Consider the following 26,041-nt stretch of genomic DNA (forward strand, 5'->3'; position numbering starts at 1 on the left):
TCATAATGTCTGTGATTGAGAAAAAAAGAACTCGCGATCTGCCCCAAATTAACGAACGAATCCGCTTCCCGAAAATTCGAGTCATTGATACTGATGGCTCCCAACTAGGAATTATCACTCCTCAGGAAGCACTGCAACTAGCAGAAGAAAAAGAGCTAGATTTGGTGCTGCTGAGTGATAAGGCTGACCCGCCAGTTTGCCGAATTATGGATTATGGGAAATACAAATTTGAACAGGAGAAGAAGGCGCGGGAAGCCCGGAAAAAGCAGCATACGGCTGATGTCAAGGAAGTCAAGATGCGCTACAAAATAGAAGAACACGACTATAACGTGCGTGTTAAACAAGCAGAGCGCTTCTTGAAAGATGGTGATAAAGTCAAGGCTACTGTAATGTTTCGGGGTCGGGAAATTCAACACAGTGACTTAGCAGAACATTTACTCAAGCGCATGGCGACGGATCTAGAGCCTTTTGGAGAAGTGCAACAAGCACCGAAAAAAGAGGGCAGAAATATGATGATGCTGATTTCGCCCAAAAAGTAAGCTTTAACTTTCTTATACACAAACCATAATTCACTGCTAAAAATAGCATAGCGACCTAAAGTCGCAGAAGTTTATCAAAAACTGATAGTCCTGAGGACTGAGTGGGAAACATAATACTCAGTTGCTCAGGACTCTTGCTTTTTTAGAGACAAGGAGAAGAGGTACTTCGGCTACACTCAGTGACCGGGGATCAGGGGAGAAAACTTCCTGCGAGTCCTCTTCCTTTGTCTTTTTGCTAGAAAGTTCCTTCATCTTTGATCTGACTGTTGCAGGGTGATATCAGAAAGTTAAACTGCATGGAACTGAAAAATTACTCGTTGGTTGTCAATAAAGGTGTTCTCTCACGACTGCTACAGTGGGTAAATCTGCGACCAGAGGAAGGCGAACGGACTTGGATTATGTTTGCCTTTTACACAACTGTATCAGTTGGGTTGCGATGGGCAGAAGATAGTACGGTAGCACTATTTTTGGATGAATATGGTGCTGGTCCGTTACCTTGGATGTACATTGCTAGTGCAGTGATGGGTGCAGGGTTGGTTTTTGTCTACTCTTGGCTACAAAAGATTTTTCCCTTGCGCTGGGTAGTAGTAGCGATCGCACCTTGTATGGTTGTACCCTTAATCTTCTTGGTGTTACTGCGTGAGGGATTACACATTTCCTATCTGACGGTGATTTTGGTGTTCGTGTTGCGGTTATGGGTAGATGGACTTTATGTAGTTAACGATCTCAACACCTCAATTGTTGCTAACCAAATATTCAACATCCGGGAAATTAAACGCACATACCCACTAGTTAGTAGTGGTTTATTGGTGGCGGATGTAGTGAGTGGCTTTAGTTTGCCGTGGTTGCTGCAATTTATCAAACTCGATAAAGTCATCCTCATCGCTTGTGGGTTGATTGTTTTAGGGTCGGCAATTCTAGCCTATTTGAGCAATCAATATCGAGCCGCTTTTCCTGATGCACCACAACGACAAATTCCTCATGAACAGGCTTCCCGATATCGACGGATTCAAGCGCCACTGCGCCGCTATACATGGCAATTATTTGCTTTTGTTGGTCTTTTACAAGTAATTGGATTATTAGTAGATTTTCAATATCTGAGAGAACTGAAATCTAATTTAGGCGATCGCGACCTCGCTAGTTTCTTGGGTATATTTGGCGGTATTGTGGGACTTTGTGAGTTGGCAACTCAGTGGTTTGTTTCCAGCCGACTCATCGAACGGATTGGTGTGTTTTTCACTGCCGCTCTTTTACCTATTAGTGTGGGCTTTGTCGTACCAGCTGCGATCGCTTTACTAAATTTATTTCCCGCATTGCACTCCTATGGCATTTTTTGGGGATTGGTAAGTCTGAAATTTTGCGATGAACTGCTGCGCTACACCTTCGTCGTCAGTAGCGGGCCGGTGCTATATCAACCCATCCCCGAACGGCTGCGTAGCCACATGCAAGCATTATCTGGCGGAACAGCCGAAGCGATCGCTACAGGTGGGACTGGATTACTAATTTTGGTGACTTTGTTTTTTTGTCAACGAGTTGTTCCCACAGCATTACAAGAGTGGGTATTTGTTGGCGAAACTGTATTAGCAGCCGCCATCTGTTTAAGAGTAGTTTGGGTACTGCGATCACGTTATGTTGACTTGTTAGTGTTAAGCGCAGAACGTGGTGAATTGAGTGCATCTACGGTAGGCTTACGCGTCTTTAAGCAAGGTGTAGTCAAAGCTTTAGGGGAAAAAGGCAGTAGCGCTGATAAACACTCTTGCATTGAACTTTTAGCTCAAATTGATCCCCAAGGAGCAGCGCAAGTTTTAGCACCACTACTATTTAAGTTACCGCCAGAGTTGCAGCGCCAAAGTTTGGAGGTCATGTTTATGGGAGGAGCAAATCCTGCTTATATCCCAGAAGTGCGCCTGTTAATAGAACAGCCTCCAGAAAAAATTGATCCCGAAGTTTTGGCTCTGGCGTTGCGTTACGTTTGGCTGGCTGAGGAAAATCCTAATTTGCGTCAATTAGAAGAGTATCTGCAAGCGCGACACCATTCCTTAATCCGCGCCACCGCCGCTGCTTTGATTTTGCGTCAGGGAACGCCGATGCAAAAAGTAGCTGCTACCAAAACAATGCAAAGGATGTTGACTCATAAACAAGAACGAGAACGGATCAATGGAGTTAAAGCCCTCAGAGAAACTGTCTATCTCCAAGCGCTGCGGATTCACATCCCAAATTTGTTACAGGATGAATCTTTGCGAGTGCGCTGTGCTGTTTTAGAAATGATTGCAGTGACGCATTTGGAAGATTATTATTCAGCATTAATCGCCGCACTTTACTATAAATCAACCCGCAGCACAGCCATGCGTGGCTTAATTAAATTGGAGAATGAAGGGCTAGAAATGCTATTGCAACTAGCTACCAATACTTATAAGCCAGAAATAGTACGCATGTATGGGTGGCGGACGATCGCCCAAATTCCCACCCTAGAAGCAATTGAAGCTCTCTGGCTACACTTAGAAAAATCTTGGGGTGCTACCAGATATCAAATTCTGCGTAGTTTACTGAAAGTCCAAAAACAACCAGAAACCGACAATAGAGTAGACCGCTTCCATCAAACTAGGGTAGAAAGTTTAATTGAGCAGGAGTTAAGGTTTTTAGGAGAGATTTACGCGGCTTACCTGGATCTGCAAAAACCACCAACTCTAGACAATCCTTCATCATCACACAGAGCAGTAGTTGTCTGCGAATTACTACAACGATCGCTGCTAGAACTAGAAATAGATGGACGAGAACGGTTGCTGCTGCTGTTGAGACTGCTGTATTCGCCAGAAAAAATGCAAGCAGCTGCGTTTAACTTGCGATCGCCATCTGGAACGAACATCGCACGAGGCTTAGAAATTTTAGAGCATACAGTCACCCTGCCGATCAAATCTCTGTTGTTGAATATTTTAGACAAGCGATCGCACCAAGAAAAACTGCATTATCTAATAGAAGCGGAATTAGTAGAATATGAACCAATGTCGGTCAGTGAGCGACTACGGAAAATGCTGAGTTTGGATAATTTTTTGTCTGATTGGTGTTTAGCTTGCTGTTTTCATCTTGCTCAAGTTAGTCGCATCCGTCTAACTAGTCACGAGGTTTTACTAGCTTTACATCATCCTACTGGCTTTGTGCGAGAAGCGGCGATCGCATATTTAAATGCGGTTTCTCATCGCGTTCTTTTAGAAATACTACCGAAATTGCAAAAAGATACACACCCATTAGTAGCAACACAGGTGAAAGAGTTAATAGACAAGTTTTGCAGCATTCTCAATAAAGGTTACGATGTGAAATAATCAGGGCGAAACATAAGCGATCGCCATGACTATATTTAAGGTATAGAAAATTAAGTATTGGGAATTCAAAGAGGTCGCAGGGTGGCTGACGATGAAAGTGTAATAACAGAACAAATTCATTCCAAAGATGTTTCATGGCCGTTCTGGCCGATTGTGCCACTCTATCCTTATGGCAAACGACGGACAATTCGTAAAGAAGTAATTAAAAATACCATCTGGACTTTTGACCAATTGCAAGGCATCTTCTACGTTGTAGTGCCGATTCGCATGACTGTTGTCAAACTTGATGAAGGTGGTTTACTTGTCTACGCGCCTGTTGCACCGACAAAAGAATGTCTTCGACTTGTGCAGGAGTTGGTAGCAGAACACGGTGATGTCAAATATATTATCTTGCCAACTATCTCTGGTATTGAACACAAGGTTTTCGTCGGCCCCTTCGCCAGATGTTTTCCCAACTCCAAAGTATTTGTGGCTCCGAATCAGTGGAGTTTCCCGCTGAATCTGCCATTAAGTTGGTTGGGTTTACCTGCAAAACGCACTCAGATACTACCAGAAGACAGCAGCCAATTACCTTTTGGCGACGAGTTTGACTACGCAATCTTGAAGACCATTAATTTAGGTTTGGGTAAGTTTACAGAAGTGGCATTTTTCCACAAGCGATCGCATACATTACTAGTAACAGATGCGGTGGTTTCTGTGCCAGAAAATCCACCGGCGATCGTGCAACTCGATTCTTACCCATTATTGTTCCATGCTAAGGATAAAGGTTCTGATGTGGTTGCTGATACTCAGGCAAACCGCTGTAAAGGCTGGCAACGTATCACACTATTTGCTTTATACTTCCAACCAAGTGTGCTAGAAGTACCTGCATGGAGCGAGGTATTCCGTGATGCTTGGCAAGCACCAGAACGTTCTAAAAAAGCATATTTCGGCTTATTCCCCTTCAAATGGCAAGACAATTGGCAGAGATCATTTTATGCTTTGCGCGGAGATGGGCGTTTGTTTGTCGCACCAGTTTTACAAACCTTAATTCTCAATCGCGCACCAAAAGAAACTCTCGATTGGGCTGATAAAGTTGCTAGTTGGGACTTTCAATGGATTATTCCCTGCCATTTTGACGCACCGATTCAGGCCGAACCACAGCAATTTCGTCAAGCATTTTCTTTTTTAGAAAAGCAGCCTGCTACCAGTGCAGGTTTGTTTAATAGTAGTAGTTATCCTTTACCAGAAGAAGATTTTAAGATTTTGCAGGAAATTGACGCAGGTTTAAATAAGACTAGAATTGTGCCACCTGCAAAGGAGAAAATCTAAGAGCGCTTTAAGTCTGTGCTGTTAGACTAAAGATAACGCATATCTTTCTAAATACGTAGTTTTTAAGTTACAGCCGATGTCATTGATAGTCAAGCGATCGCCAAAAAAATGTAACTAAAGCTACATAATAAAGGCGAGTATGCGTCTTAATGTCCATATCTTGGAAAACACTGTATCTCAAGCACAAACCAGACCTTTTCGAGATGTGGTTTTATTTTCCGGGTGTTGCGTAAATTAACAGAAAATGTAAGTAAGTAAAGTAAAAGAAAAATTAACTACTGACTTACATGTTGCTCAAAAAAATCAAAATATTACTGACTTGTGTTATCCAAATTACTCACATCAATTAGCTTATGTAAAATATAAACTAACGTTTTAACTTCAATTATCTTTAATAACAAAAACAGTGTTGTTAAATGATTGGTTGCCAAAGTTTAGTTTAGGAAAAGCCACTGAAGAATGATCGTCAAGCAATTGTTGATTAAAAATAAAAATAATTGCGTTTTCTGGAGGCTATTGCAATGATGCAAAATCTAATTATTAAGTAGAAAGGTGCAAATAGACCGGACTATGTAACGGAAAGTAAAGTAGCTTGAAAACCTCTTCCCTTCTGCCCTCTGCCTCCTGCCTTGTCATAACGACAATTTTTAACATTGACCTACTTACAAGTATATCCAGCATTGTTTTGCTATAACTAATTGCGTTCAGTAAAACCAAAAAACTTACACTGAGAACAGAAATTAAAACATGAACCCCTCTTCTTCGTTCAGAGTTCAGGGAGAACTGAAATATGGCAGCCAACAGCAATCTCTCACTCCAGAAGCAACTATTATTAAACTATTAAAAATAATTGCAGGGGATACAAATATAGCATCAGATTTTAGTCAATTGTGGACAATTCGTGAGTTTCAACTAGGCGATGATTTAACTAGCTACACTAACAATATTATTATTGAAAACGTTAGTAATATTTTTTACTTAGTTTGTCGAGGACGAGTGCGTTTGCTAAGTTTTGATGCAACTCTGGGACGGGAAGTTTCTACTCAGTTGTTATTAACAGAGCAAACATTTGGTGGGGATGATTTATTTTACGATTGCCCTTTAGCATATCGCGCGATCGCAGCTAGTCAGGGATTTGTAGCGCAAATTACTATTGCTGATTTACAAGTATGGTTGCAACGCCTACCTAATCTGGAAAATCATTTGCAAAAATCAGCACTTGAGCGCCAAGCACTAATTTTCTTGAGAAGTTATACCGAATTGCGATCGCTCAACAGTGCTACTGTGCGGCAACTTTTACCTTATATAGTTACTAAAAAAATCCCTGCTGGTTCATCTTTAATTACAGCCACACCCGCAACACAAGGGCGTTTTTGGCTGGCGGGTGGGACAACAACTTCACTGTTGCTAGGAGATAGTTGGGGATATCCTGATGTGACATCTCCAGATGCGATCGCTGAAACAGATTTGTTAATCTACCATCTACCCAGGGAAGAATGGGAATCTGCCAAAGCACTTGCACCGCAAATACTCGTCAGCCAGGATGAACAACAGGAAGTAGTTAGTAGTTCTGAAACAATCCTGTCGAGTCCCATCACCCAAATCCCCCTTCCTAAACCGGACTACTCCCAACCGGAGATTTCCGCAGTATCAGAGATTGATTTTCTACAAACCATCAACCAGCCTCACCCAAAAGCTAAGTCATGGCGGAAATATCACTTCATTCCTCAACAAAGTTCATCCGATTGTGGTGCGGCTTGTTTGGCGATGATTAGCCAGTTTTGGGGTAAACGCTTCAGCCTCAATACTTTACGCAACTTAGCAGATGTAGACCGTACAGGTGCATCTTTGGCAGGTTTAGCCGCCGCAGCCCAAGCTTTAGGGTACGATGTGTTGCAGGTGCGGGCAAGTTTAACTAAGTTGGAATTGCAAGATCATCCTTGGATTGCTCATTGGCAAGGAACTCATTATATTGTTGTTTGGCGAGTCAAAGGCGATCGCATTTTAATTGCTGACCCGGCGATGGGACAAAAATGGCTGTCCCGTCCAGAGTTTGAAGCTAGTTGGACAGGATACGCTCTTTTACTAAACCCAACAGAGCATTTTCACGCCCTCGCAAGCGAAAATATTTCTTTAAGTCGTTATTGGCAGACATTACAGCCTTACCGCCAACTAATTCAGCAGATTATTTTGGTTTCGTTAGTCGTACAAGTATTTGGGTTGGCGATTCCTCTACTTACCCAAGCTGTCATCGACCAAGTAGTACCTCTGAAAAACTTTGCTACCTTAAATGCTTTTGCACTCGGCTTTTTGTGTTTGGGTGTGTGGCGCATCGTCTTAACAGCACAGCGACAATATCTGCTCGATTATTTTGCTAACCGCATCGATACTAGTTTGATTGGTGGTTTCATCAAACATACTTTGCAGCTACCATTGCAGTTTTTTACCTCCCGCCGAGTCGAAGACATTCTCAGCCGTGTTCAAGAAAACCGCAAAATCCAAGAATTCCTGACCCGTCGAGCTATCAGCAGTGTCATAGATGCTTTCATGATAGTTGTCTATCTAGGGGTTATGGTTTATTTCAACCTGAAACTCACTCTGTTGGTGCTGAGTGGAATTGTCCCCGTTGTGATTTTGACTCTGGGAGCAAGTTCTTTCCTCAAGCAAGTATCGCGGGAAGTGTTGCAAACATCAGCAAGACAAAATTCTACCATCGTGGAAATGATGACTGGGATTGTCACAGTCAAAACTGCCGCAGCTGAAATTCCAGTGCAGACATATTGGGAAGAGCGTTTGATGAAAATGCTCAAGACACGCTTACGGGGACAGAAGTTAGCCAATGTCTTGCAAATGCTGAGAAATTTAATTAGTCACGTTGCGACTACGGTTGTTTTGTGGTGTGGACTGCAACTGGTGATTAGTGGAGAGATGTCACTAGGTAAATTTGTGGCTTTCAATATGCTAATTAGTAATGTGACAAATCCTGTGTTGGCGTTGGTGGGTTTATGGGATGAGTTGCAAGCAGTATTGACAGCGGCGGAGCGAGTTAACGATGTTTTGGACTCTCAGCCAGAAGAAAATTCTCAAAAACCGTTACAGGTAATGCCGGAAATTCGCGGTGAAGTGTGGTTTGAGAATGTCTTTTTCCGTTATCATCCTGATGACCAGCGCCACACTTTGCAAAATGTCTCTTTTCGAGTAAAACCGCGACAGACTATCGGGATTATTGGTCAGAGTGGTTCTGGTAAAAGCACTTTAGTAAATTTGCTGGCTGGTTTATATCGTCCCAGCAGTGGGCGGATTTTAATTGATGGGCTAGATATTGCTGCGGTGTCCCCATCGTCGTTGCGTAGTCAAATAGGTTTTGTACCGCAGGATTGTTTTTTGTTTTCGGGAACGATTTTAGAAAATATCACCCTTTATGCAGATTTTAACCATGAGCAAGCGATCGCCGCTGCCAAGTTAGCCGAAGCCCACGGTTTCATTCGTGAACTGCCTTTAGGATACAATACCCATGTCGGGGAGAGGGGTTTGCGACTTTCTGGCGGTCAAAGACAAAAAATTGCGATCGCTCGCGCCTTGCTCACCAACCCAAGAATTTTAATTTTGGATGAAGCTACTAGCGGTCTAGACCCTGAATCTGAGCGTTGTTTGTACCAAAAGTTAATTCGTTTGAGTCAGTATCGTATCACTTTTATCATCTCCCATCGTCTCTCTAGTGTGCGTCATGCTGACCACATCCTCGTTCTCGACCAAGGTATGTTGGTTGAACAAGGCACTCATCAAAGACTTATGGAAACAACTGGTCTTTACTCTCGCCTAGCTAAACTGCAATTACAACTGTAATTTTGCTCAGAGTATATATAAGTAGAAAGGTGCAAATAAACCGAACAATGTAACGGAAAGTAAAGTAGCTTGAAAACCTCTTCCCTTCTGCCTTCTGCCTCCTGCCTTGTCATAACGACAATTTTTAACACCGACCTACTTAGCAGGGGACAGGTGATACCGTTTCACTTTAAGGTTTATACATTTAGGCAAGCAGGGGACAGGAGGAAAGAATTTATATCAGAATTTTCGTGAAATGGTATGACTACCTTGGCTATTGCTATAAGCAAATAGCCCTGCATGAACAGATTGAAGTCTGAGGCTATGAAAACAAAACCCGCGCAGGCGGGTTTTGAGATAGTCTGCCTATCGCGCTTGCGCCACGCGTAGCGCAAGCGCGATAGGCAGACTTTGTTTGTGTAGCAGCGATTTTCAATCGCCTGGTGTTTCTTTAACGTGAATTCGATGAACCTCTCCTCAACCCCTCTCCGCGTCGGAGAGGCGCTGAAATATTACTAGTTTTCAACGGAAAACTCTGAGTTTTAAAGCCTCTAACGCCACTTGCTACAACGCGGGAAACCCGCGCAACGCAGTTGCTCCTCCTTGCAGGGGAGAGGTTTGGAAAGGGGTTTTTGATCTCCGTCGAACTCACGTTTCTTTAAAGCTTTTAAAACTATCTCTTAGAAAAGTCCGAAATATTTTTGTTCACAAATCATTTAAGACTGCTATATTTTAGCTTTCCGGATAGATTTTATATTGTGTAAAAAATATTTTACACAATGCAAACTAGATAAAAATACTTTGGTTTTTATGTTACTGAAATTACTATATTTAGTGATTGTTTATTAAACGAGTTAATGGTAAATTTTTAGATAAATTCGAGAAAAATAATGGTCTCAAATGAACAGTCGGTGAGGGGTCAAACCCCCTATTGATCAACGAATCCGTAAGAATACTAAAAGTTACACAATACACATTTAGCTATTAAATAAATCTCAGTAAATTTAACTGAAAAGTGGTTTACTTATAAGATGACATTTACAAAAAAATGTAGTATAAATACTAAAGGTAGCTATTAAATTTTTCTGGTGCGTAACCTTTATTTCCTCGTTGCCAACACTCGATATTTTTACTAATTTTCACTTTAGGAACACCAGCAAAATATTATACAATAAATTTATCAGGGAAAGAGATTAAGCCAAACTTGGAGAAGACTAAAAGAAGATAAAACTGCATCTACCACGAGCAAAATCTAGACTTTTTCCAGTTAGTTAAATGACATTATCAGAGGTTGAAAAGTAAAAGTAAATTTACTGAACTACGGCAAAGTAGCAACCTAGATTCAACACATTCAACTTTCTTCTCAAAGGTCAAGCTCATGGAAATAATCATCAAGAACAATGCAGTTCTAACTTCAAAACAAGGAATATTCTGGCTTTTACAGCAATGTTTTGTTCTTCCCGATAGGTTTATAGACAAAACTAAAAATATCAGGAAATTTAGAGTGTAGTTTTTGCAGTCTACAACTGTGATAGCTATTGATAAAACATTGGCTACCTGTAACACCTACTTTTCTACAACAATAAATACGATGAATCACAACATGACTAGTATCAGTAACTTTAATAAAGGTATCAATCCTCAACAATTTGACCAAATAGTTGAAGCGATTCTTGCCGGGAAATATTCTTGGGCATGTGTGTTAATGCTACGTGTAGCTGGCTATAATCCATTACATTACATTCCCTATCGTACTTATAACAGATTGCTCAAAGAAAATACTTCCACAAGTAGAGCGCAGCAACAAGGGCGTGAAACTATCACAATTAGTCAATCATCTGCTGATAAAAGAGCAGAAACTTCTGTAACAACTAACTGCTTAGGTAAGATTAAAGACTTAACTTATCTTGAGGTAGTAGGTAAGCAAAAAACAGAAATTCGTGGCGGTAATATGGAGCAGTGGTTAGCACAAGAAATTCCAGAATATCAACCCCTGAAATCTGAATCAAATACCGATAAAACTCAAGATTTTGCCTTAAACCTTTGTGAAGCTAATTAAATCGTCTATTGAATTAATAGATACTTCTCTACAACTGACTGAGTGTCTGATAGCCTGTCATGCGATCGCAAATCTACGGCATGATAGGTTATCTGTCACTAGTTACACTTGACGGGTAAAAAATATAGGTTTTACTTACTTTAGGTAACTTGATGTTAATTTTTATTACAATTATGTAAAATCACCTCATTAATCATACTCAATACAATTAACTTACCCGCCTTTTACTAAATCTCTCAAGGTGGGTTTTGTTACTGTATCCCTATATTTTCAGTGCGTAAGTAAAAGTGAAAAACCTAAAATTTAGATTTGGTATAAAGAGTCACGATATAAAAAAAATAATTTCAAAATGTGCCAAAATGGCAATTATTAACCAATAAAATCTTTTAAATTATACATAGAGGAAATGTACTAGCACAATCATTAACAAGATAAAATCATTGAATATCTGACTATGAAATACATTTAACTGATTGTTTTTGCTGAAGCAATCAGTATACCAAAGAGTACATAACTCCTAAACCAAGACAGATGATCTAAATTGTTACTATTGGTGGTTCTGTTTCTGAGGAAGCCTGAGCAAAGAAAAGTTAGAGAGGTGGATTCCCCCAATACTAATTTTAAATGCCCTCTATTCAGTTTCTCAATGGTCGGAGAAAGTTGATAGAGTCTTCCATACTTTTGTAGTAAGGGAAATAGAAAAGGTAACAGCTTAGAGTTGTTGTGGCTGATAAAGTATATAGCTACTACACTTTTGTTTTGATGATCGTAATCCTAGTTCGGATAATCAGGATTATCGCTGCTGTACATGCAATGGATACACCAACCACTGGAAGCTAAAAACTCAAATAGCTTCCAGTTTTTTATGTATCAATTAAAGCTACAGTAAATTAGCATTATAGCCAAAAAACTACGCAAAAAGTATTAATACAGATGAACAATCTTAGCAAAATTTTTATTGAACCAGAGGAAGTTGTCAATTTACTCAAAAAACAAATGAGATTGAAGGAAGTATATCAAACAATTTTAGTTAACAGAGTAATCTGGCAAGCAGCCGAGGCTAGAGGTATCACAATTACAGCCGAAGAAATTGAAGCAGAAGCAGAAAATCAGCGTCGAGAAAAACGCTTGGAAAGAGCCGCAGATACACTAGGATGGTTAGCTGATCAATTAGTTACACCCTATGACTGGGAAATGGGAATCCGCGATCGCTTATTATCGCACAAACTAGCACAAGTATTATTTGCTGATGAAGTAGAGAATTTGTTTATGCAAAATCGCTCGGAATTTGAGCAAGTTATTTTGTATCAAATCATTGTTGACTCTGAAACACTAGCACAAGAGTTATACTATCAAATTGAAGACGGTGAAATCAGTTTTTATCATGCAGCACACATTCATGATATTGATGCTCATCGTCGGCGTAAGTGTGGATATGAAGGTATAGTTTATCGTTTTGCGCTTCAGCCAGATATAGCCACCGTTGTATTTAGAGGAGCACCTCAACAAGTAATAAGCCCTTGCAAAAGTGAGAAAGGCTATCATCTTTTTTTAATAGAAGAATTTATTCCTGCTGAATTAACACCTGCAAGATATCAAGAAATTATCAATAAAAAGTTTCACAATTGGCTAAATACTGAACTAGAATGTATGCTAAATACAGAATTACTTAGTAATTCAGAAGATACATAAAGATTATTTTTAGGTGTTCTGTTGTTGTATAGAAAATTTGCTCTGGATAATTTACAACCCTGAGTTTTCTGTGATTTCATTATTTTAATGTGTATCTGTTAGGAAATTTATAATCAGAGGTACTGACAATATAGCAAGGGATGAAATTCAGATTTACAACTAGATATTTTCATCCTAGGGATAGATAATTTTGATTTAAATATTTTAAATACTTGCATCTTTAAAATTTACATTTTGTCCGCAAATATTTATCATTTTATTTTAGGATATATTAATTTTTAAATAAACATAAAGTCAACATGTTTTTTTTGTAAAGTTTACATTTTTTTCATTAAATCTATTGACTATTTTAAAAAAAATCCTTAAAAGAATAATAGTTAGGCTAACTTAAGAAGGTGAGGAACCGTCGCTTTTTAGTAAAACTTCTCTTCCAAATTATTTTCCAGTTGCTTGCACTCTACTAAGGCTCTAGTAAAAGTCGATGGAAATATAGCCACCATCTAAAAATAGGTAAAAAGCTGATAAAATAACGATTTTTATTTCTTTTGCTTTTTGCCTTTTTACACTTCGGCTACGCTGGGTATAAACCTGAGGGTAGTCGTACCCTTCCAGGGAAGCAAACTAGCGTAGCACCCCGTAGGAAAAGGTTACTTTTGTCTTGTGATACTAGCTTACTTTTCTATACTCATCAAGCAATTTTGTGAAACTAATACCAGCGTTACACCAAACTATAGGAAAGTCTGCCAAATTATTAAGTTTTACTAGTTCATAATCTATTGCTTTTAGGTGTTTTACCAGAAACTGCTGTTTATCGGAGAAAACAACAGCTATGCTGGCCAAATATTTTGTCAGATTTACTTACTGCTACTGCTCAAGTATCTGCGCTCACCCAATGGGAGCGCAGTTTTTAACACAATTTTTATCTCCAGGTAGAATAGTTATTACTAGAAATATTGGTGATTTTCATGATTCTAGTACAAACTATTAACACAAAATTTTAGACTGCGAAAACAGGTGCAATACAAGAATTCCTCCCGATTATTTACAACTATTAGGGGGTGGATATTCGGCATCAAAAAACATTAAAAGAACCCTGAAATCAGAGGTCAGAATTCAAGACAAATAAGGGTTCACCAATTAAATCATCTCTCCATTGTTTAAAAATTCTGACTCCATATTGAAGATTTAAAAGTCAATAACAACTGGGAGTAATTATGTCAAACTATTCTAGTCAATATCAGGGTTTGGAAAATTACGATCCTCAAGAAAGCAAATTTCTGACACCTTTTCAAAGAAAAGCTTTGTTAAAAAATTTGCAAAGTAATTTACAACCAGAATATCTCCGGCGAATTGAAATTATGTTGCTGGCAGATATGGGGAAGTCTCAAACCCAAATTTGTGAAATTGTTGGTTGTTCCCAAGAAATGGCACGCTATTGGATTGGCATAGCAGAAGTTGGTTTAGCACATAAATGGAATGAGCGACCGATAGGCAGACCGAAGATTGTTAACGCTCAATATATTGACAGATTGAAAGAATTAGTAAGTCATAGTCCTCGTGATTATGGCTATGCCTTTAGCTACTGGACAGCCCAATGGTTAAGCAAACACCTAGCAAATGAATTGGGTATTTCTATTAGCGATCGCCACGTTAACCGCCTGCTTAAACAAATGGGACTTTCTACTAAACGCAAAAGTTCCAATAAACAAGAAACTGAAGAGACAAAAGATAACAACATTACAATTGGCGACCTACAAACTCACAGTGAACCGACTTTTCCTTGGTCATTTAATTTAATGCAGACAAATCAATAGGTCAAGATCCTCCCAATCTCCCTTTAAGAGGATTGGGAGGATTTTAATCGTATATCCCCAAGACATGGAGGTAAAAAAATGGCATCAGAATTTTCTCAACAGCAGTTAGCGCAACAAATTACCCATACCTTGGGTGAGGCGCTATCGAGTCAAGATATGGAAAGATGCTTGGCAGGAGTGGAAATTGTTGAACCACCAGTCGCAAAACAATTTTGGCAAGCAACAACAGCACTCCCCGGTATTCATATCATCCTCATGGGTAAAGTTAGACTGCTGGATAGTGCGAATAATTTAATCACCACCCTGACAACTGGGGGATCATTTGGTGAACTAACTTTATTTCCTGAAGAGGAGTTTCGTCCTTACTTTGCGAGAGCTTCTGTCAACTTAAAACTGTGCTATTTGCCGCAAACACTATTGCAGCAGATCATACAGCAGTATCCCAGTATTAGCGATCGCCTCGAAAAACGTGCAGAACTTTGGAACTTGTTATTGTTATGTTGCCAGAGTGCGCCACTAACACTGAATGGCTCTGTAGAAGAGATGCTCAAAGCTTTATCTCTATTTCGGCGACACAGTTTAGACAACGGCGCACCCCCAGCCAAGTTATTTCAAGATACTAAACTCTGGCTGTTGCGTCGCGGCAAACTACTCCACGCTGACGGGCGAATATTAACATCCGGCAACATTTACATATATCCCCAGGAAGGAAGTTGGCAAGCAACACAACCAACAATTGTCTACAGCTTACACAATGCTGATTGGCAAACAGCCGTGGAATATTGGCCGCAATTGGCAGATTTGGCGGGAGTTGGGAGTGGGGAAGCAGCCAAAGAGCAGAGTGCAGGGAGCAGGGGGGAAGAAATTGCTCAGTTACCTAAGTTACCACCCGCCAAACCTCAACAAAAGCCACGTAAAGCTTACTTTCCTAACCCTACAGTTAGGGCAAGTCATGTGTGGGGACGCTTAACTAAACGATATCCATTTTTTGAACAACAAAGCGCCGCAGATTGTGGTGCAGCCTGCTTAGTGATGGTGAGTCGCTATTGGGGTAAGCGCTTGAGTATCAATCGATTGCGAGAGTTAGCTAACGTTAGCCGTGGCGGAGCTTCTATGAGAGGTTTAACATCAGCCGCCGAGAGTGTTGGTTTTGTTACCCGTCCGGTGAGAGCTAGTTTGGATAAATTAGCACAACAAACTCTACCTGCGATCGCACATTGGGAGGGTAAACATTATATCGTTGTCTATGAAGTTACCAAAAAACGGGTAATTATTGGTGATCCGGCGATCGGGCAACGCAATCTCACCGTGGGTGAATTCAAAGCTGGTTGGACTGGTTACGCCTTATTACTACAACCTACGACTTTACTCAAAGAAGCCGAAGAAGAAAATATCCAATTCTGGCAGTTTTTTGATTTAGTTAAACCTCACTGGAAAGTGCTATTAGAGGTATTCACAGCTTCGATATTCATTCAACTATTTGGGCTAGTTACACCCCTATTTACTCAGCTACTTTTAGACAGGGTAATTGTTCAAGGTAGCACCTTAACGTTAAACGCCGTGGGTTTAGGATTATTGATTTTTGGGTTGTTCCGTGTTGCCATTAACGGACTGCGCCAATATCTTTTAGATCACACAGCCAATCGTATCAGCTTGTCACTCTTGGTAGGTTTTATCAAACATACCTTCCGCCTACCTCTGGCATTTTTTGAATCTCGTTATGTAGGTGATATTGTTTCTCGTGTGCAAGAGAATCAGAAAATTCAGCGTTTCCTGACAGGTGAAGCGTTATCTATTATTTTGGATTTGCTGACAGTGTTTATTTATGTCGGATTGATGTTTTGGTACAGTCCGTCAATGGCTTTACTCAGTTTAAGTATTGTCCCTCCTTTTATGCTGTTGGCGCTTGTGGCTACACCTTTTTTACGCCGGATTAGTCGTGAGGTTTTTAACGCCACAGCCAACGAAAACAGTTATCTAATTCAATCCTTGACAGGGATTCGTTCAATTCGCTCAATGGCCATTGAGCAAACAGTCCGTTGGCATTGGGAAGAACTGCTGAATGACCTAATTAAAAAGACATTTAGTGGGCAGATAGTCGGGAATCAATTACAAATTTTCAGTGCGACGATTGAATCAGTTGTGACTACAGGTTTACTGTGGTTTGGGGCATGGTTGGTAATTCAAAACCAACTGACAATCGGACAACTAGTGGCTTTTAATATGCTTTTAGGCAATATTATTCGCCCTTTTCAGCGGCTGGTTGTACTGTGGAATCAAGTGCAAGAAGTGATAATTGCCACCGAGCGAATTAACGATGTTTTAGAAGCAGAACCAGAAGAAGATTTACAAAATCAACCCCGACAAATTTTACCAAGATTACGCGGACATATCCGGTTTGATAATGTCACCTTCCGTTATCGTCCAGACAGCGATATTAATGTCTTAGAAAATCTCAGTTTTGAAATCAAACCACAGCAAACAGTTGCTGTAGTTGGGCGGAGTGGTTCGGGCAAAACTACCTTATCCAAGTTGATTTTAGGGCTATATCCGCCGACAGATGGCAAAGTTTTAATTGACGCTCACGATGTGACTAGTATATCCTTGCGATCGCTCCGTTCTCAAATTGGAGTTGTTGATCAAGACACCTTCTTATTCGGCGGCACAATCCGCGAAAATATCAGCATTGCTCACCCAGAAGCCACCTTAGAAGAAATTATCGATGCCGGGCGTTTAGCAGGAGCAGATGACTTCATTAAACAGTTACCATTGGGTTATGAAACCCAAATTGGTGAAGGTGGAGGAATGTTATCTGGCGGACAACGCCAACGTTTAGCGATCGCTCGTGCCTTACTGGGCAATCCGCGGTTATTATTATTAGATGAAGCCACCAGCCACCTTGACGCTGAATCTGAACGCATCATTCAAAACAACCTGACAACCATCCTCAAAGGACGCACAAGTTTAATCATTGCTCATCGCCTGTCCACCGTGCGTCACGCAGACTTAATTCTGGTATTAGATCGTGGCTTACTAGTTGAAAGTGGCACTCACGATCAATTAATTGCCAGAAGAGGTCATTATTTTTATCTCAACCAGCAACAACTGGCGCAAACAAATTGAGCATCTGGGAAATATGCACATGAACAGTGAACAGTCAACAGTCAACTGTTGTATTACCTATGCCAAATTCTTATCCCATTTCCTCATCCGTACTGACCGAAAAAAAGCAGGATGAACTTCGCCAGTTTGATGACTCTTATGTAGTTGTCGATGAGCCAATACAGGCATCTGAGATTAACGATTGGTACTATGGCACCGAAGAACTTCTAGATGCCTTGCCAAAGCTCTGGACACGCTCGATGCTCTACTTGCTAGTAGCTTTTGCTGCCATTGTCATACCTTGGACAATGCTCACAGAAGTTGATGAAACAGGCTCTGCTAGAGGGCGTTTAGAACCCAAAGGTGCAACGCAAAAATTAGGCGTTCCGGTTGCGGGTGCAGTGAAAGCTGTTAACGTCCAAGAAGGCGCAACTGTGAAAGCCGGACAGGTTTTGCTGCAACTAGATTCTGATGTGTTACAAACAGATTTGCAACAAACTCAGACTAAACTAGAAGGGCTAAACACTCGGTTATCTCAGCTGGAATTACTCAAAAACCAGCTGATGCTGGCGATTAACATTCAAGAGCAGCAAAACCAAGCCCAAGCATTAGAAAAAGTTTCTCAAGTTAACCAAGCACAGCAAGATTTTGATGCCAAAGTTAGTAGCTATAACCTGCAAAAACTCGAAAAACTTGCTTTAGTTGAGCAAGCTAGGCAGAAAATCCGTTCCACGAACATTGACCAAAAATTAGCTCAAAGTCGTTTTAATCGAGACTTAGCAGAAGTCAACCGCTATCGTCAACTTTTAAACGAAGGTGCGATCGCGCAAGTTAAAGTGGTGGAATTAGAAAAGGTAGCAGAAGAAAGCCAACGTTTTCAAGAACAAGCCAACGCTGAAGTTACCCAATCTCAATTGAGTTTACAGGAGGAAGTCAATCGTTATCAGTCCATCATGAATCAAGCCTGGGCTGATATTCAGCAAGCAAAACTACGGTTAGAAGAGCAGCAAAGCAGCTATCAAGGCGTAGTGCAAGCAGGTAGATTGGCGCTGCTTAAGAGCCAAGAACAACTCAAAGACATGCAGAACCAAATTACTACCCTGCAATCAGAAATTGCCCAAACCAAGAGCCAAATTACCTCCTTTAAACTTCAGCTACAGCAGAGAGTAGTGCGATCGCCAATTGATGGCACAATCTTTGAATTACCAGTGCAGAAACCTGGCCCTGTAGTCGAAGCTGGACAAATAGTTGCTCAAATTGCGCCTAAAAATAGTGAGTTGATTGTGAAAGCTCAAATGCCCAGTCAACAAAGTGGCTTCTTGAAAGTGGGTATGCCAGTCAAAGTTAAGTTTGATGCTTATCCTTTCCAAGATTATGGGGTCATCCAAGGGCGCGTCAATTGGATTTCACCTAGCTCGAAAGTACAGACTAATAGAGAAGGACAAGCCAGTATCGAAACCTATGAGTTGGATATTGTCTTAGATCAACCGTATATCCAAGCTGGTGAAAAACGGATTATCTTAACACCAGGTCAAACAGCGAATGCAGAAGTGATTATTCGTCAGCGTCGCGTAATTGACTTTATCTTAGATCCATTTAAGAAATTGCAAAAAGGCGGGCTTGATCTGTAACTATTATTTCTACTTAAATCATGTATCTTGATTGTGAATAGGGCAGGTTGTGAAAGCCTGTCCTAATTTCATATTTAATTTTATTCATTAGGTTTATACTATTTGTTGTTTTGCTTCATGGCTTTCTCATTTAAGAAAATTGACGCAGCAAGAAGCCTGTTTACTGACTCTTTTTGCCTAACTGCTTTCTCAAAAAGCTTGATCACTTTCTCATTTCGGTAAATTCCGTAAGTAGAAAGGCAGATTACTTGAGCAAAAAGCTTGATCACTTTCTTATTTCAGTAGATCACGCACTTATTTTAGTAAATTTAGCAAGTAGAAAGGCAGATTGCTTTCTCAAAAAGCTTGATCACTTTCTTATTTCAGTAAATTCAGCAAGTAGAAAGGCAGATTACTTGAGCAAAAAGCTTGATCATTTTCTCGTCAAAGCTATTTGTCTAACAAAAAATCTCAATTATAAACCGAAACTCCCATTAGATAGAGATAAGAATGGCTTCCTCAAGCAAACATATATAGACATGCGGCTAATTTCGATAAAACCTTCAAAAGACTAACTATAATTAGTGGAGGAAATTAATTATGGCAAAGCTTTTTAATATGGCTGTTGATGACATTATTTACTACATCAAACTATCTTGCCAAATTCCTAGTATATTAGAAGCGATCGCCACGCAGAGAATTATTGCTGAGACAGTTGAAAAAGTCGGTCTTACAATCGAGTTAGAAGAACTACAACAAGCCGCAGATAGTATTCGCTTTACCAACAAACTCTTGAGAGCAGAAGACACTTGGGCTTGGCTAGGAAAACACTATCTTTCTTTGGATGACTTTGAAGAAATAGCTAAAGCCAACGTTATATCTGCTAAGTTAGCAAATCATTTATTTGCCGATAAAGTCGAACCATATTTTTATGCCAACCAAATTGATTATTATGGAGTAGCTACTTATGAAGTTGTCTTAGATGATGAAGATTTGGCATTAGAGCTATTTTATGCCTTGCAAGAAGGTGAAATTAGCTTTCAAGAAATAGCTCGTCAATACATCCAAAATCCCGAAATTCGCCGTGCTGGTGGTTATCAGGGCATTCGCCGCCGCAGCGATTTTAGACCAGAGATTGCAGCAGCAGTTTTTGCTGCCACTCCCCCACAGATTCTTAAACCAATTGTTACACCAAAAGGAGTACATATAATTGCAGTTGAAGAAATCATTAAACCGCAATTAGATGAACAGTTACGTCTGCAAATTATGGGAGAATTTTTCACTAATTGGTTACAACAACAAGTTGCTACTATAGAAATAGTGGCAAAGCAAGAAAGTAATACTAATTCTCCACCTTCTCAAGATTTACTCAAACCTGCTTAATTAAAGTTGCATAAGTAGTAAGGGACACGGTATTGCCATGTCCCTAAAATTTGGGTGTTTTTTAATCGTGAATTGCTTAACTACTGCTAATTTCTCCCTGTTTTATTTTAATGTTTGTAAAATTTGAATTCCTGCTGTCAAGCTTATTTAAGCTTGCTATGCCCGGTAAATAGTTGTCTTTCAACACTCGCATATAAGTTTCATAAGGTATGTATTCTGTGGGAATATATCTAAGGAAATGAAGGAATAAAATACAAGCTAAACAATATTTACCTAAAAGGATAGCTTTGATAATTTGGATAAATTCTTCAGGATGGATTGTGGTGTCTTTCGGTTGATTATAATCGAGAGTTTCTTTAGTCATCGTTCTACATTTTGTAAAAATACTTCACACGTCTTATACCAATTCTCTAAAATCCGGCAACATATTCAAACCTCGAAACCCATACTGTATCTGACCTTCTTAATTACGAATTACAAATTACGAATTGGTATTAAGAAGTAAGCGATAGGTGATAATTTTGTCTGGATATAATATGGTGTCCAATCAAGTAATTTTAGTTCGATACTTATGAACCATTTAAATTGATGTGATGTACTTAATTCATTTGAACATCACTATAAAGACAAAAAAGTGTAGATATCCTTGGAGTTAGCATTCAAGTAAGGACGTTGCAATTCAACTTTACGCAAAGAAAACTGTTGCAGAATCGATGTTATCCGCGCCTCTGGTGTGTCATTTCCTTGATGCCAAGCTTCCAGCAAACCATTAGCAACAATTTGACAACGGTTTAAACCAAAACTTTCTTGTTCACTAAATTTTTGGTTTGGTTCTTCAGCGATCGCCAGCCCCGGTGCGATACATTTAGTAAATAAAGGTACTTGCTCCTGAAAATACTGATCACATTCTGCATATACCCTTTCTAACACTGGCTGCACATCTGCATAGTCTTTTTTCTCAAAATAAAGCACTGCTGAGTCGTAACGTCCATAATCAGAAGGGTTGTATAACGCTTTAAATGTAAAAGCAATCGGTATAGAGTTGAGTTGGGCAGTTAAACAATCCATGACTGCAACTGCACCGTCTGGAGTTAAATTAAAGTAGGCGCGTACAAGATTTTGCCGATTGGAAGTGTTTGCTACGTTCCCAACTGCCACATAAAAACCGTTCTGCACTAAATTTTTAGGTAATTTAATGGCTACTAAATCCCCTACAGTTGCAGCTTTATCTAGTGATTGAGGATAGCGCAGCCGTGCTGCCGCTTGTCGTAAGACATCAGGTTCAATGTGCAGTGTCAAACCATCTCTCCGCACTGCCAAAGCGCCATCAATTTCTTCCTTAACTACCTGCCAATTGTAGCTTAGATAGCCTTCACCTCTATTACTTTCATGCAGGCGACTGTAAAAAGCTATATCTACACCCAACAGAGTGTTATTTTCTAGATTCTGATTTAATGCTAAATTTGCTTCTGCATCGGGTGCAAGGTCACGTTTCAAGGAACCGTTGTAATAAATGCCGTAGAGAAAACTACGCAATTGTTGACTTAAATACTTACTTTGAAGCTCCGAAGGCAATTGCTGAAAGCGAGCAATTGCTGATTCTGGTAATTCCAAGGATTGGTAATCTGGATGCTTAATACAATAGGGTGATTCGATTTCAACCTTATGAATGATATCTAGCAATGATGTCTGCAATGACTCAGGAATATTGGCAAATTGAGTTGGCAATGAATTTAACAGTTGCATAAAAGCTGACCTGTAATATTACATCTGGTTCAAGACTTTGGAGGTAAAGCGCAAGGGGAAATGATGCGTAACTTGAATGAAGCGAATGAGTATTTATAGCAGTAGCCACATAGATTAGGACATCAATAAATCACAAAACCCTTACTTCAAAGGGATTTTAACCCTGTCACCTGCGGTCACTGAGCGGCTGGTGAGTGCAGTCGAACCATGCCGAAGTGTCCTCTGTTACCTGTCACCTGCTATGATAGTTTTGCCTCAAATCCCAATTTCAAAATCTTTTAAATTCTAGATAAGTTTGTGGGATAGAGGTTTAAGACATTCACACCAAAAATTGTTGGTATAGATGCTTCTGGACGGCATAATAGACTCTTCGCCACCTGGAGCATACATATACCGGGATTACCAAATCTCTTTTCGTGCTGGAGTGTGGCTTGAATAGACCTAATTAAACCAAAACCGCAAAATTGCATAACTCGCCGCAAAAAATCTGGACGATGTTCTAAAATTTCGGGAAACTCAGCTAGATATGCACTGACAAGTGTTGCGAGGGAAGGTTGGAGCAATTGCAGAGGGATGGTGGCTAAACGTAGAGATTCTTCAATTGCCATCGTTTTGCTAGTAACAATGCTGTACAGCCACATTTGCAGGTAACTAGCAAGTAATGTTCCTAAATCAATAGCAGGATCTCCCCAAGCACAGCGTTCCCAATCAATTAATCGAATCATGCTCTCATCAGAGAACGATTCATGAACATCTGCGGTTTCCCAACTCAAAGATAAAAGAATATTATTTAGCTTGAGGTCATTGTGGGTGAGACAACAAGGAGTGAAGGCTTTACTCAAATCAGCGATCGCCTGCCCTAAGCTGTCATAACGTTGATACAATGAGAAAAATTTCAATCCATCCGCAGGAACCATGCCATAAATTTCTGGAGTAATTCTTTCTAAGCCAAGAGTAAGATTGAATTCTGGCTGATATGTATCCTCAGCTTTTTGAAAGAATTCTTGATAATTTTGACAGTTCATAGTTGCGCGATGAATAGATGCCAAAGTTACTCCCACGACTCTAGCAATTTCAATCGGAAAAATATTATCTTTGGCGTAGAAGTCTGCTACATCACGATAGTTGTTGAGATAATTAAAAACAATTATGTAATTTTCTGGGTCAAAATGTAACGCTTCCGAAATTAATGGTCGAATGTGGTTAACTTCTGGAAAGCTGCGAACAAACTCGTGAATGCGCCATTCTGTCACAAACTCGCCAATAGATTTACCTTCTCGGTTGAGCCGTTCCTGTTTGATGAGAAGTTGCCGATTTTCTGGCAAGCTGAGTAATAAATTAAAGTTTTTAGCAGGTTTTAGTGTAATTTCACTTGAAGACTGCTCATCTTGAATACAGAGATTGTGGTCAATCAGATATTCAAAAACATTTTGGGAGCTTAATAAAAATGACATAGTTTCAGGTTCTTTTCAACTTAACAACTAACAGTCTTTTCCCAGTAAAATATTGCTTGCGGTGTGTCAAGCAACTTTAGCTCCACATTCATGAGTTTAGTCACATTTAACTCACAGACTTTAATTTGTCATTTATGGAGCAAAAATTTATTTTTGTTTCTCCATTTTTAGCAAAAAATTAAATCTTGATAAACTTATTTTTCTAAAAAGATGTAACATAAGAAATTAGTGCGATCGCTATGTACAACTTTTTAGCAAAAGATTTAAAGTTTTTGGCTGAATGAGCTTAGTGATTGAAAACTGCCGTTTCTCAAACTGAATGATTTAACCAGGGATGTAATGCTCTGAATCGCATAGATTACAACTAAAAATTCTAGAATTTTTGTTGTAAATTGGATAAATTGAGAGAATGCGTAGTCTTGACTAGTATATCCACCATATACAGATAGACAATCTACATTACTCAGGTCATCAAGAAAGCTACTTTTTGAATCAGAGGGATACAGGTCAGGAATTATGATGTTCGCCATTTACTTCACTTCCCCAAAATCATTAATTTTTTGAGGTGAGCCAGATTAAGCAATTTAACACTTAACCTAGCTCATTAGTTAAATACAAAGCTTATGAGTATTTAGTAGGCATCGCTGTATGATTTAGCCAAATAGGCAATATGATCAATAGCGTAGGTAATAACAAATGCCTCAGCCAGTTTCACAAGTGTGGAAAGATCACTGACTTGGTAGCCGTAATTACCGCCAAAAATAGAATCTATATCTCCCAGTTCGTCAATAAAACTTTCGGAATCTTGGAATAATTCAGAACCAGTGATGTGCAATTCAGCCAGAGTAATATTAGCCATGATTGACTCCTTTAAGACTTGCTTTGCAAGTTAGTAATTTTTGTGGTCAAGAAAACTTTGGATTGGTTTATATGGCTCTCCATATGCAAGATATAAACACAAAAATTTGTTTTTATCTTAAATTCCAGGAGAGCCATTATCTCAGTAGATAACTACAAAGCTATGATTAGTAGCCGTAGCCGCCGTCGCTGTAGCTGTAGGATTTAGCTAAGTAAGCGATATGGCCAATGCCATAAGTATTTACAAATGCTTCAGCCAGTTTTTCTAATGTGTAAAGGTCGCTAACTTTACCGTAGTTACCACCAGAGATAGCATCTACATCTGTCATTTCGTTGAGGAAGCTTTCAGAATCTTGGAATAATTCAGCACCAGCAACATGCAATTGATTAAGAGTGATATTAGCCATGATTTTTTCCTTTAATACTTGTTTTCAAGTGAGTAGTTTGCGCGGTCAATTAAGTTGAATTTTGCTTAGTCGGCTCTCCGCAGTTATTGGTCAGAAGAAAGCTATGTTTGATAACAAGAATTCTTTTACCTTAAATTCTGGGAGAGCCATTACCTCAGTAGATAACTACAAGGCTATAATTAGTAGCCGTAGCCGCTGTCGCTGTAGGATTTAGCTAAATAGGCAATATGGCCAATGCCATAAGTATTCACATATGCCTCAGTTAGCTTTTCTAGTGTATAAAGGTTGCTAAAACCACCGTAGTAACCACCAGAGATAGCATCTACATCGGTCATTTCATTGAGAAAACTTTCAGAATCTTGGAACAATTCAGAACCAGCAACATGCAGTTCTGTTAGAGTAATGTTAGCCATGATCTACTCCTAAAATACTTGTGTTCAAGTCATTATTCTTCGTAGTTAATTAAGCTGTTTTGCTTAATTGGCTCTCCAAATTTCTTGGTAATAAAATCTTTCACTGTTAATGATAGGATTTTATTTTTATCTAAAATTCTAGGAGAGCCGTTACTTCAGTAAATAACTACAAAGCTATGATTAGTAGCCGTAGCCGCCGTCGCTGTAGCTGTAGGATTTAGCTAAGTAAGCGATATGGCCAATGCCATAAGTATTTACAAATGCTTCAGCCAGTTTTTCTAATGTGTAAAGGTCGCTAACTTTACCATAGTAACCACCAGAGATAGCATCTACATCGGTCATTTCGTTGAGAAAGCTTTCAGAATCTTGAAATAATTCAGCACCAGCAACATGCAATTGATTAAGAGTGATATTAGCCATGATTTACTCCTAAAAGACTTACTTTCAAGTCAATGTTTTTCGTGGTCAGTTAAGCTTTGTTTTGCTTAACTGTTACTGCCATTTTTAT

17 protein-coding genes are annotated in these 26,041 nt (G+C 39.6%); 10 read left to right on the top strand and 7 right to left on the bottom strand.

Going from position 1 to position 26,041, the window contains the following annotated elements:
- Positions 1-5 precede the first annotated feature (5 nt).
- From infC to IQ259_RS14385, 10 genes are all read left to right on the top strand, one after another.
- A complete protein-coding gene (gene infC, locus IQ259_RS14340) occupies positions 6-539 on the top strand; it encodes a translation initiation factor IF-3 (protein ID WP_193885808.1) in 534 nt (177 codons plus the stop codon).
- 296 nt (positions 540-835) lie between these two features.
- Positions 836-3,859: an MFS transporter gene (locus IQ259_RS14345; RefSeq protein WP_193885810.1), complete on the top strand. Its 3,024-nt coding sequence runs from the start codon at positions 836-838 to the stop codon at positions 3,857-3,859.
- An 81-nt stretch (positions 3,860-3,940) separates the two neighbouring features.
- Positions 3,941-5,170 (top strand): DUF4336 domain-containing protein, encoded by a 1,230-nt coding sequence (locus IQ259_RS14350; protein WP_193885812.1) that lies wholly within the window; start codon positions 3,941-3,943, stop codon positions 5,168-5,170.
- 747 nt (positions 5,171-5,917) lie between these two features.
- A complete protein-coding gene (locus IQ259_RS14355) occupies positions 5,918-9,016 on the top strand; it encodes an ABC transporter transmembrane domain-containing protein (protein WP_193885820.1) in 3,099 nt (1,032 codons plus the stop codon).
- Positions 9,017-10,586: 1,570 nt separating this feature from the next.
- The gene (locus IQ259_RS14360; protein ID WP_193885822.1) at positions 10,587-11,054 is read left to right on the top strand and encodes a HetP family heterocyst commitment protein; all 468 of its coding nucleotides are present in this window, start codon (positions 10,587-10,589) and stop codon (positions 11,052-11,054) included.
- Between the two features lie 933 nt (positions 11,055-11,987).
- Positions 11,988-12,746, top strand: coding sequence for a peptidylprolyl isomerase (locus IQ259_RS14365; protein ID WP_193885824.1), 759 nt, complete (start codon positions 11,988-11,990; stop codon positions 12,744-12,746).
- A 1,214-nt stretch (positions 12,747-13,960) separates the two neighbouring features.
- Positions 13,961-14,560, top strand: coding sequence for a helix-turn-helix domain-containing protein (locus tag IQ259_RS14370; protein ID WP_193885826.1), 600 nt, complete (start codon positions 13,961-13,963; stop codon positions 14,558-14,560).
- Positions 14,561-14,638: 78 nt separating this feature from the next.
- Positions 14,639-17,683: an ABC transporter transmembrane domain-containing protein gene (locus tag IQ259_RS14375; protein ID WP_193885835.1), complete on the top strand. Its 3,045-nt coding sequence runs from the start codon at positions 14,639-14,641 to the stop codon at positions 17,681-17,683.
- 59 nt (positions 17,684-17,742) lie between these two features.
- Positions 17,743-19,293 (top strand): HlyD family efflux transporter periplasmic adaptor subunit, encoded by a 1,551-nt coding sequence (locus IQ259_RS14380; protein ID WP_193885870.1) that lies wholly within the window; start codon positions 17,743-17,745, stop codon positions 19,291-19,293.
- A gap of 579 nt (positions 19,294-19,872) precedes the next feature.
- Positions 19,873-20,655, top strand: a complete 783-nt coding sequence (locus IQ259_RS14385) for a peptidylprolyl isomerase (protein ID WP_193885837.1) — start codon at positions 19,873-19,875, stop codon at positions 20,653-20,655.
- A 76-nt stretch (positions 20,656-20,731) separates the two neighbouring features.
- On the opposite strand, the gene IQ259_RS14390 is transcribed toward IQ259_RS14385, so the two are convergent.
- The 7 genes from IQ259_RS14390 to IQ259_RS14420 all read right to left on the bottom strand — a co-directional run bounded on the left by IQ259_RS14390 (position 20,732) and on the right by IQ259_RS14420 (position 25,953).
- Positions 20,732-21,019, bottom strand: coding sequence for a HetP family heterocyst commitment protein (locus tag IQ259_RS14390; RefSeq protein WP_193885839.1), 288 nt, complete (start codon positions 21,017-21,019; stop codon positions 20,732-20,734).
- Between the two features lie 254 nt (positions 21,020-21,273).
- Positions 21,274-22,401, bottom strand: coding sequence for a T3SS effector HopA1 family protein (locus tag IQ259_RS14395; protein WP_193885841.1), 1,128 nt, complete (start codon positions 22,399-22,401; stop codon positions 21,274-21,276).
- Positions 22,402-22,679: 278 nt separating this feature from the next.
- Positions 22,680-23,855, bottom strand: coding sequence for a phosphotransferase (locus IQ259_RS14400; RefSeq protein ID WP_193885843.1), 1,176 nt, complete (start codon positions 23,853-23,855; stop codon positions 22,680-22,682).
- A gap of 631 nt (positions 23,856-24,486) precedes the next feature.
- Positions 24,487-24,714, bottom strand: a complete 228-nt coding sequence (locus tag IQ259_RS14405; RefSeq protein WP_193885845.1) for a hypothetical protein — start codon at positions 24,712-24,714, stop codon at positions 24,487-24,489.
- A 166-nt stretch (positions 24,715-24,880) separates the two neighbouring features.
- Complete coding sequence (locus tag IQ259_RS14410; RefSeq protein WP_193885847.1) at positions 24,881-25,120, bottom strand: hypothetical protein; 240 nt, start codon at positions 25,118-25,120, stop codon at positions 24,881-24,883.
- Between the two features lie 179 nt (positions 25,121-25,299).
- Entirely contained in the window at positions 25,300-25,533 is a 234-nt protein-coding gene (locus tag IQ259_RS14415; RefSeq protein WP_193885849.1) for a hypothetical protein, read from the bottom strand.
- A 180-nt stretch (positions 25,534-25,713) separates the two neighbouring features.
- The gene (locus IQ259_RS14420; protein WP_193885851.1) at positions 25,714-25,953 is read right to left on the bottom strand and encodes a hypothetical protein; all 240 of its coding nucleotides are present in this window, start codon (positions 25,951-25,953) and stop codon (positions 25,714-25,716) included.
- Positions 25,954-26,041: the final 88 nt, after the last annotated feature.

The sequence above is a fragment of the Fortiea sp. LEGE XX443 genome (assembly GCF_015206815.1).
In the GTDB taxonomy this organism is placed as follows: domain Bacteria; phylum Cyanobacteriota; class Cyanobacteriia; order Cyanobacteriales; family Nostocaceae; genus Nostoc_B.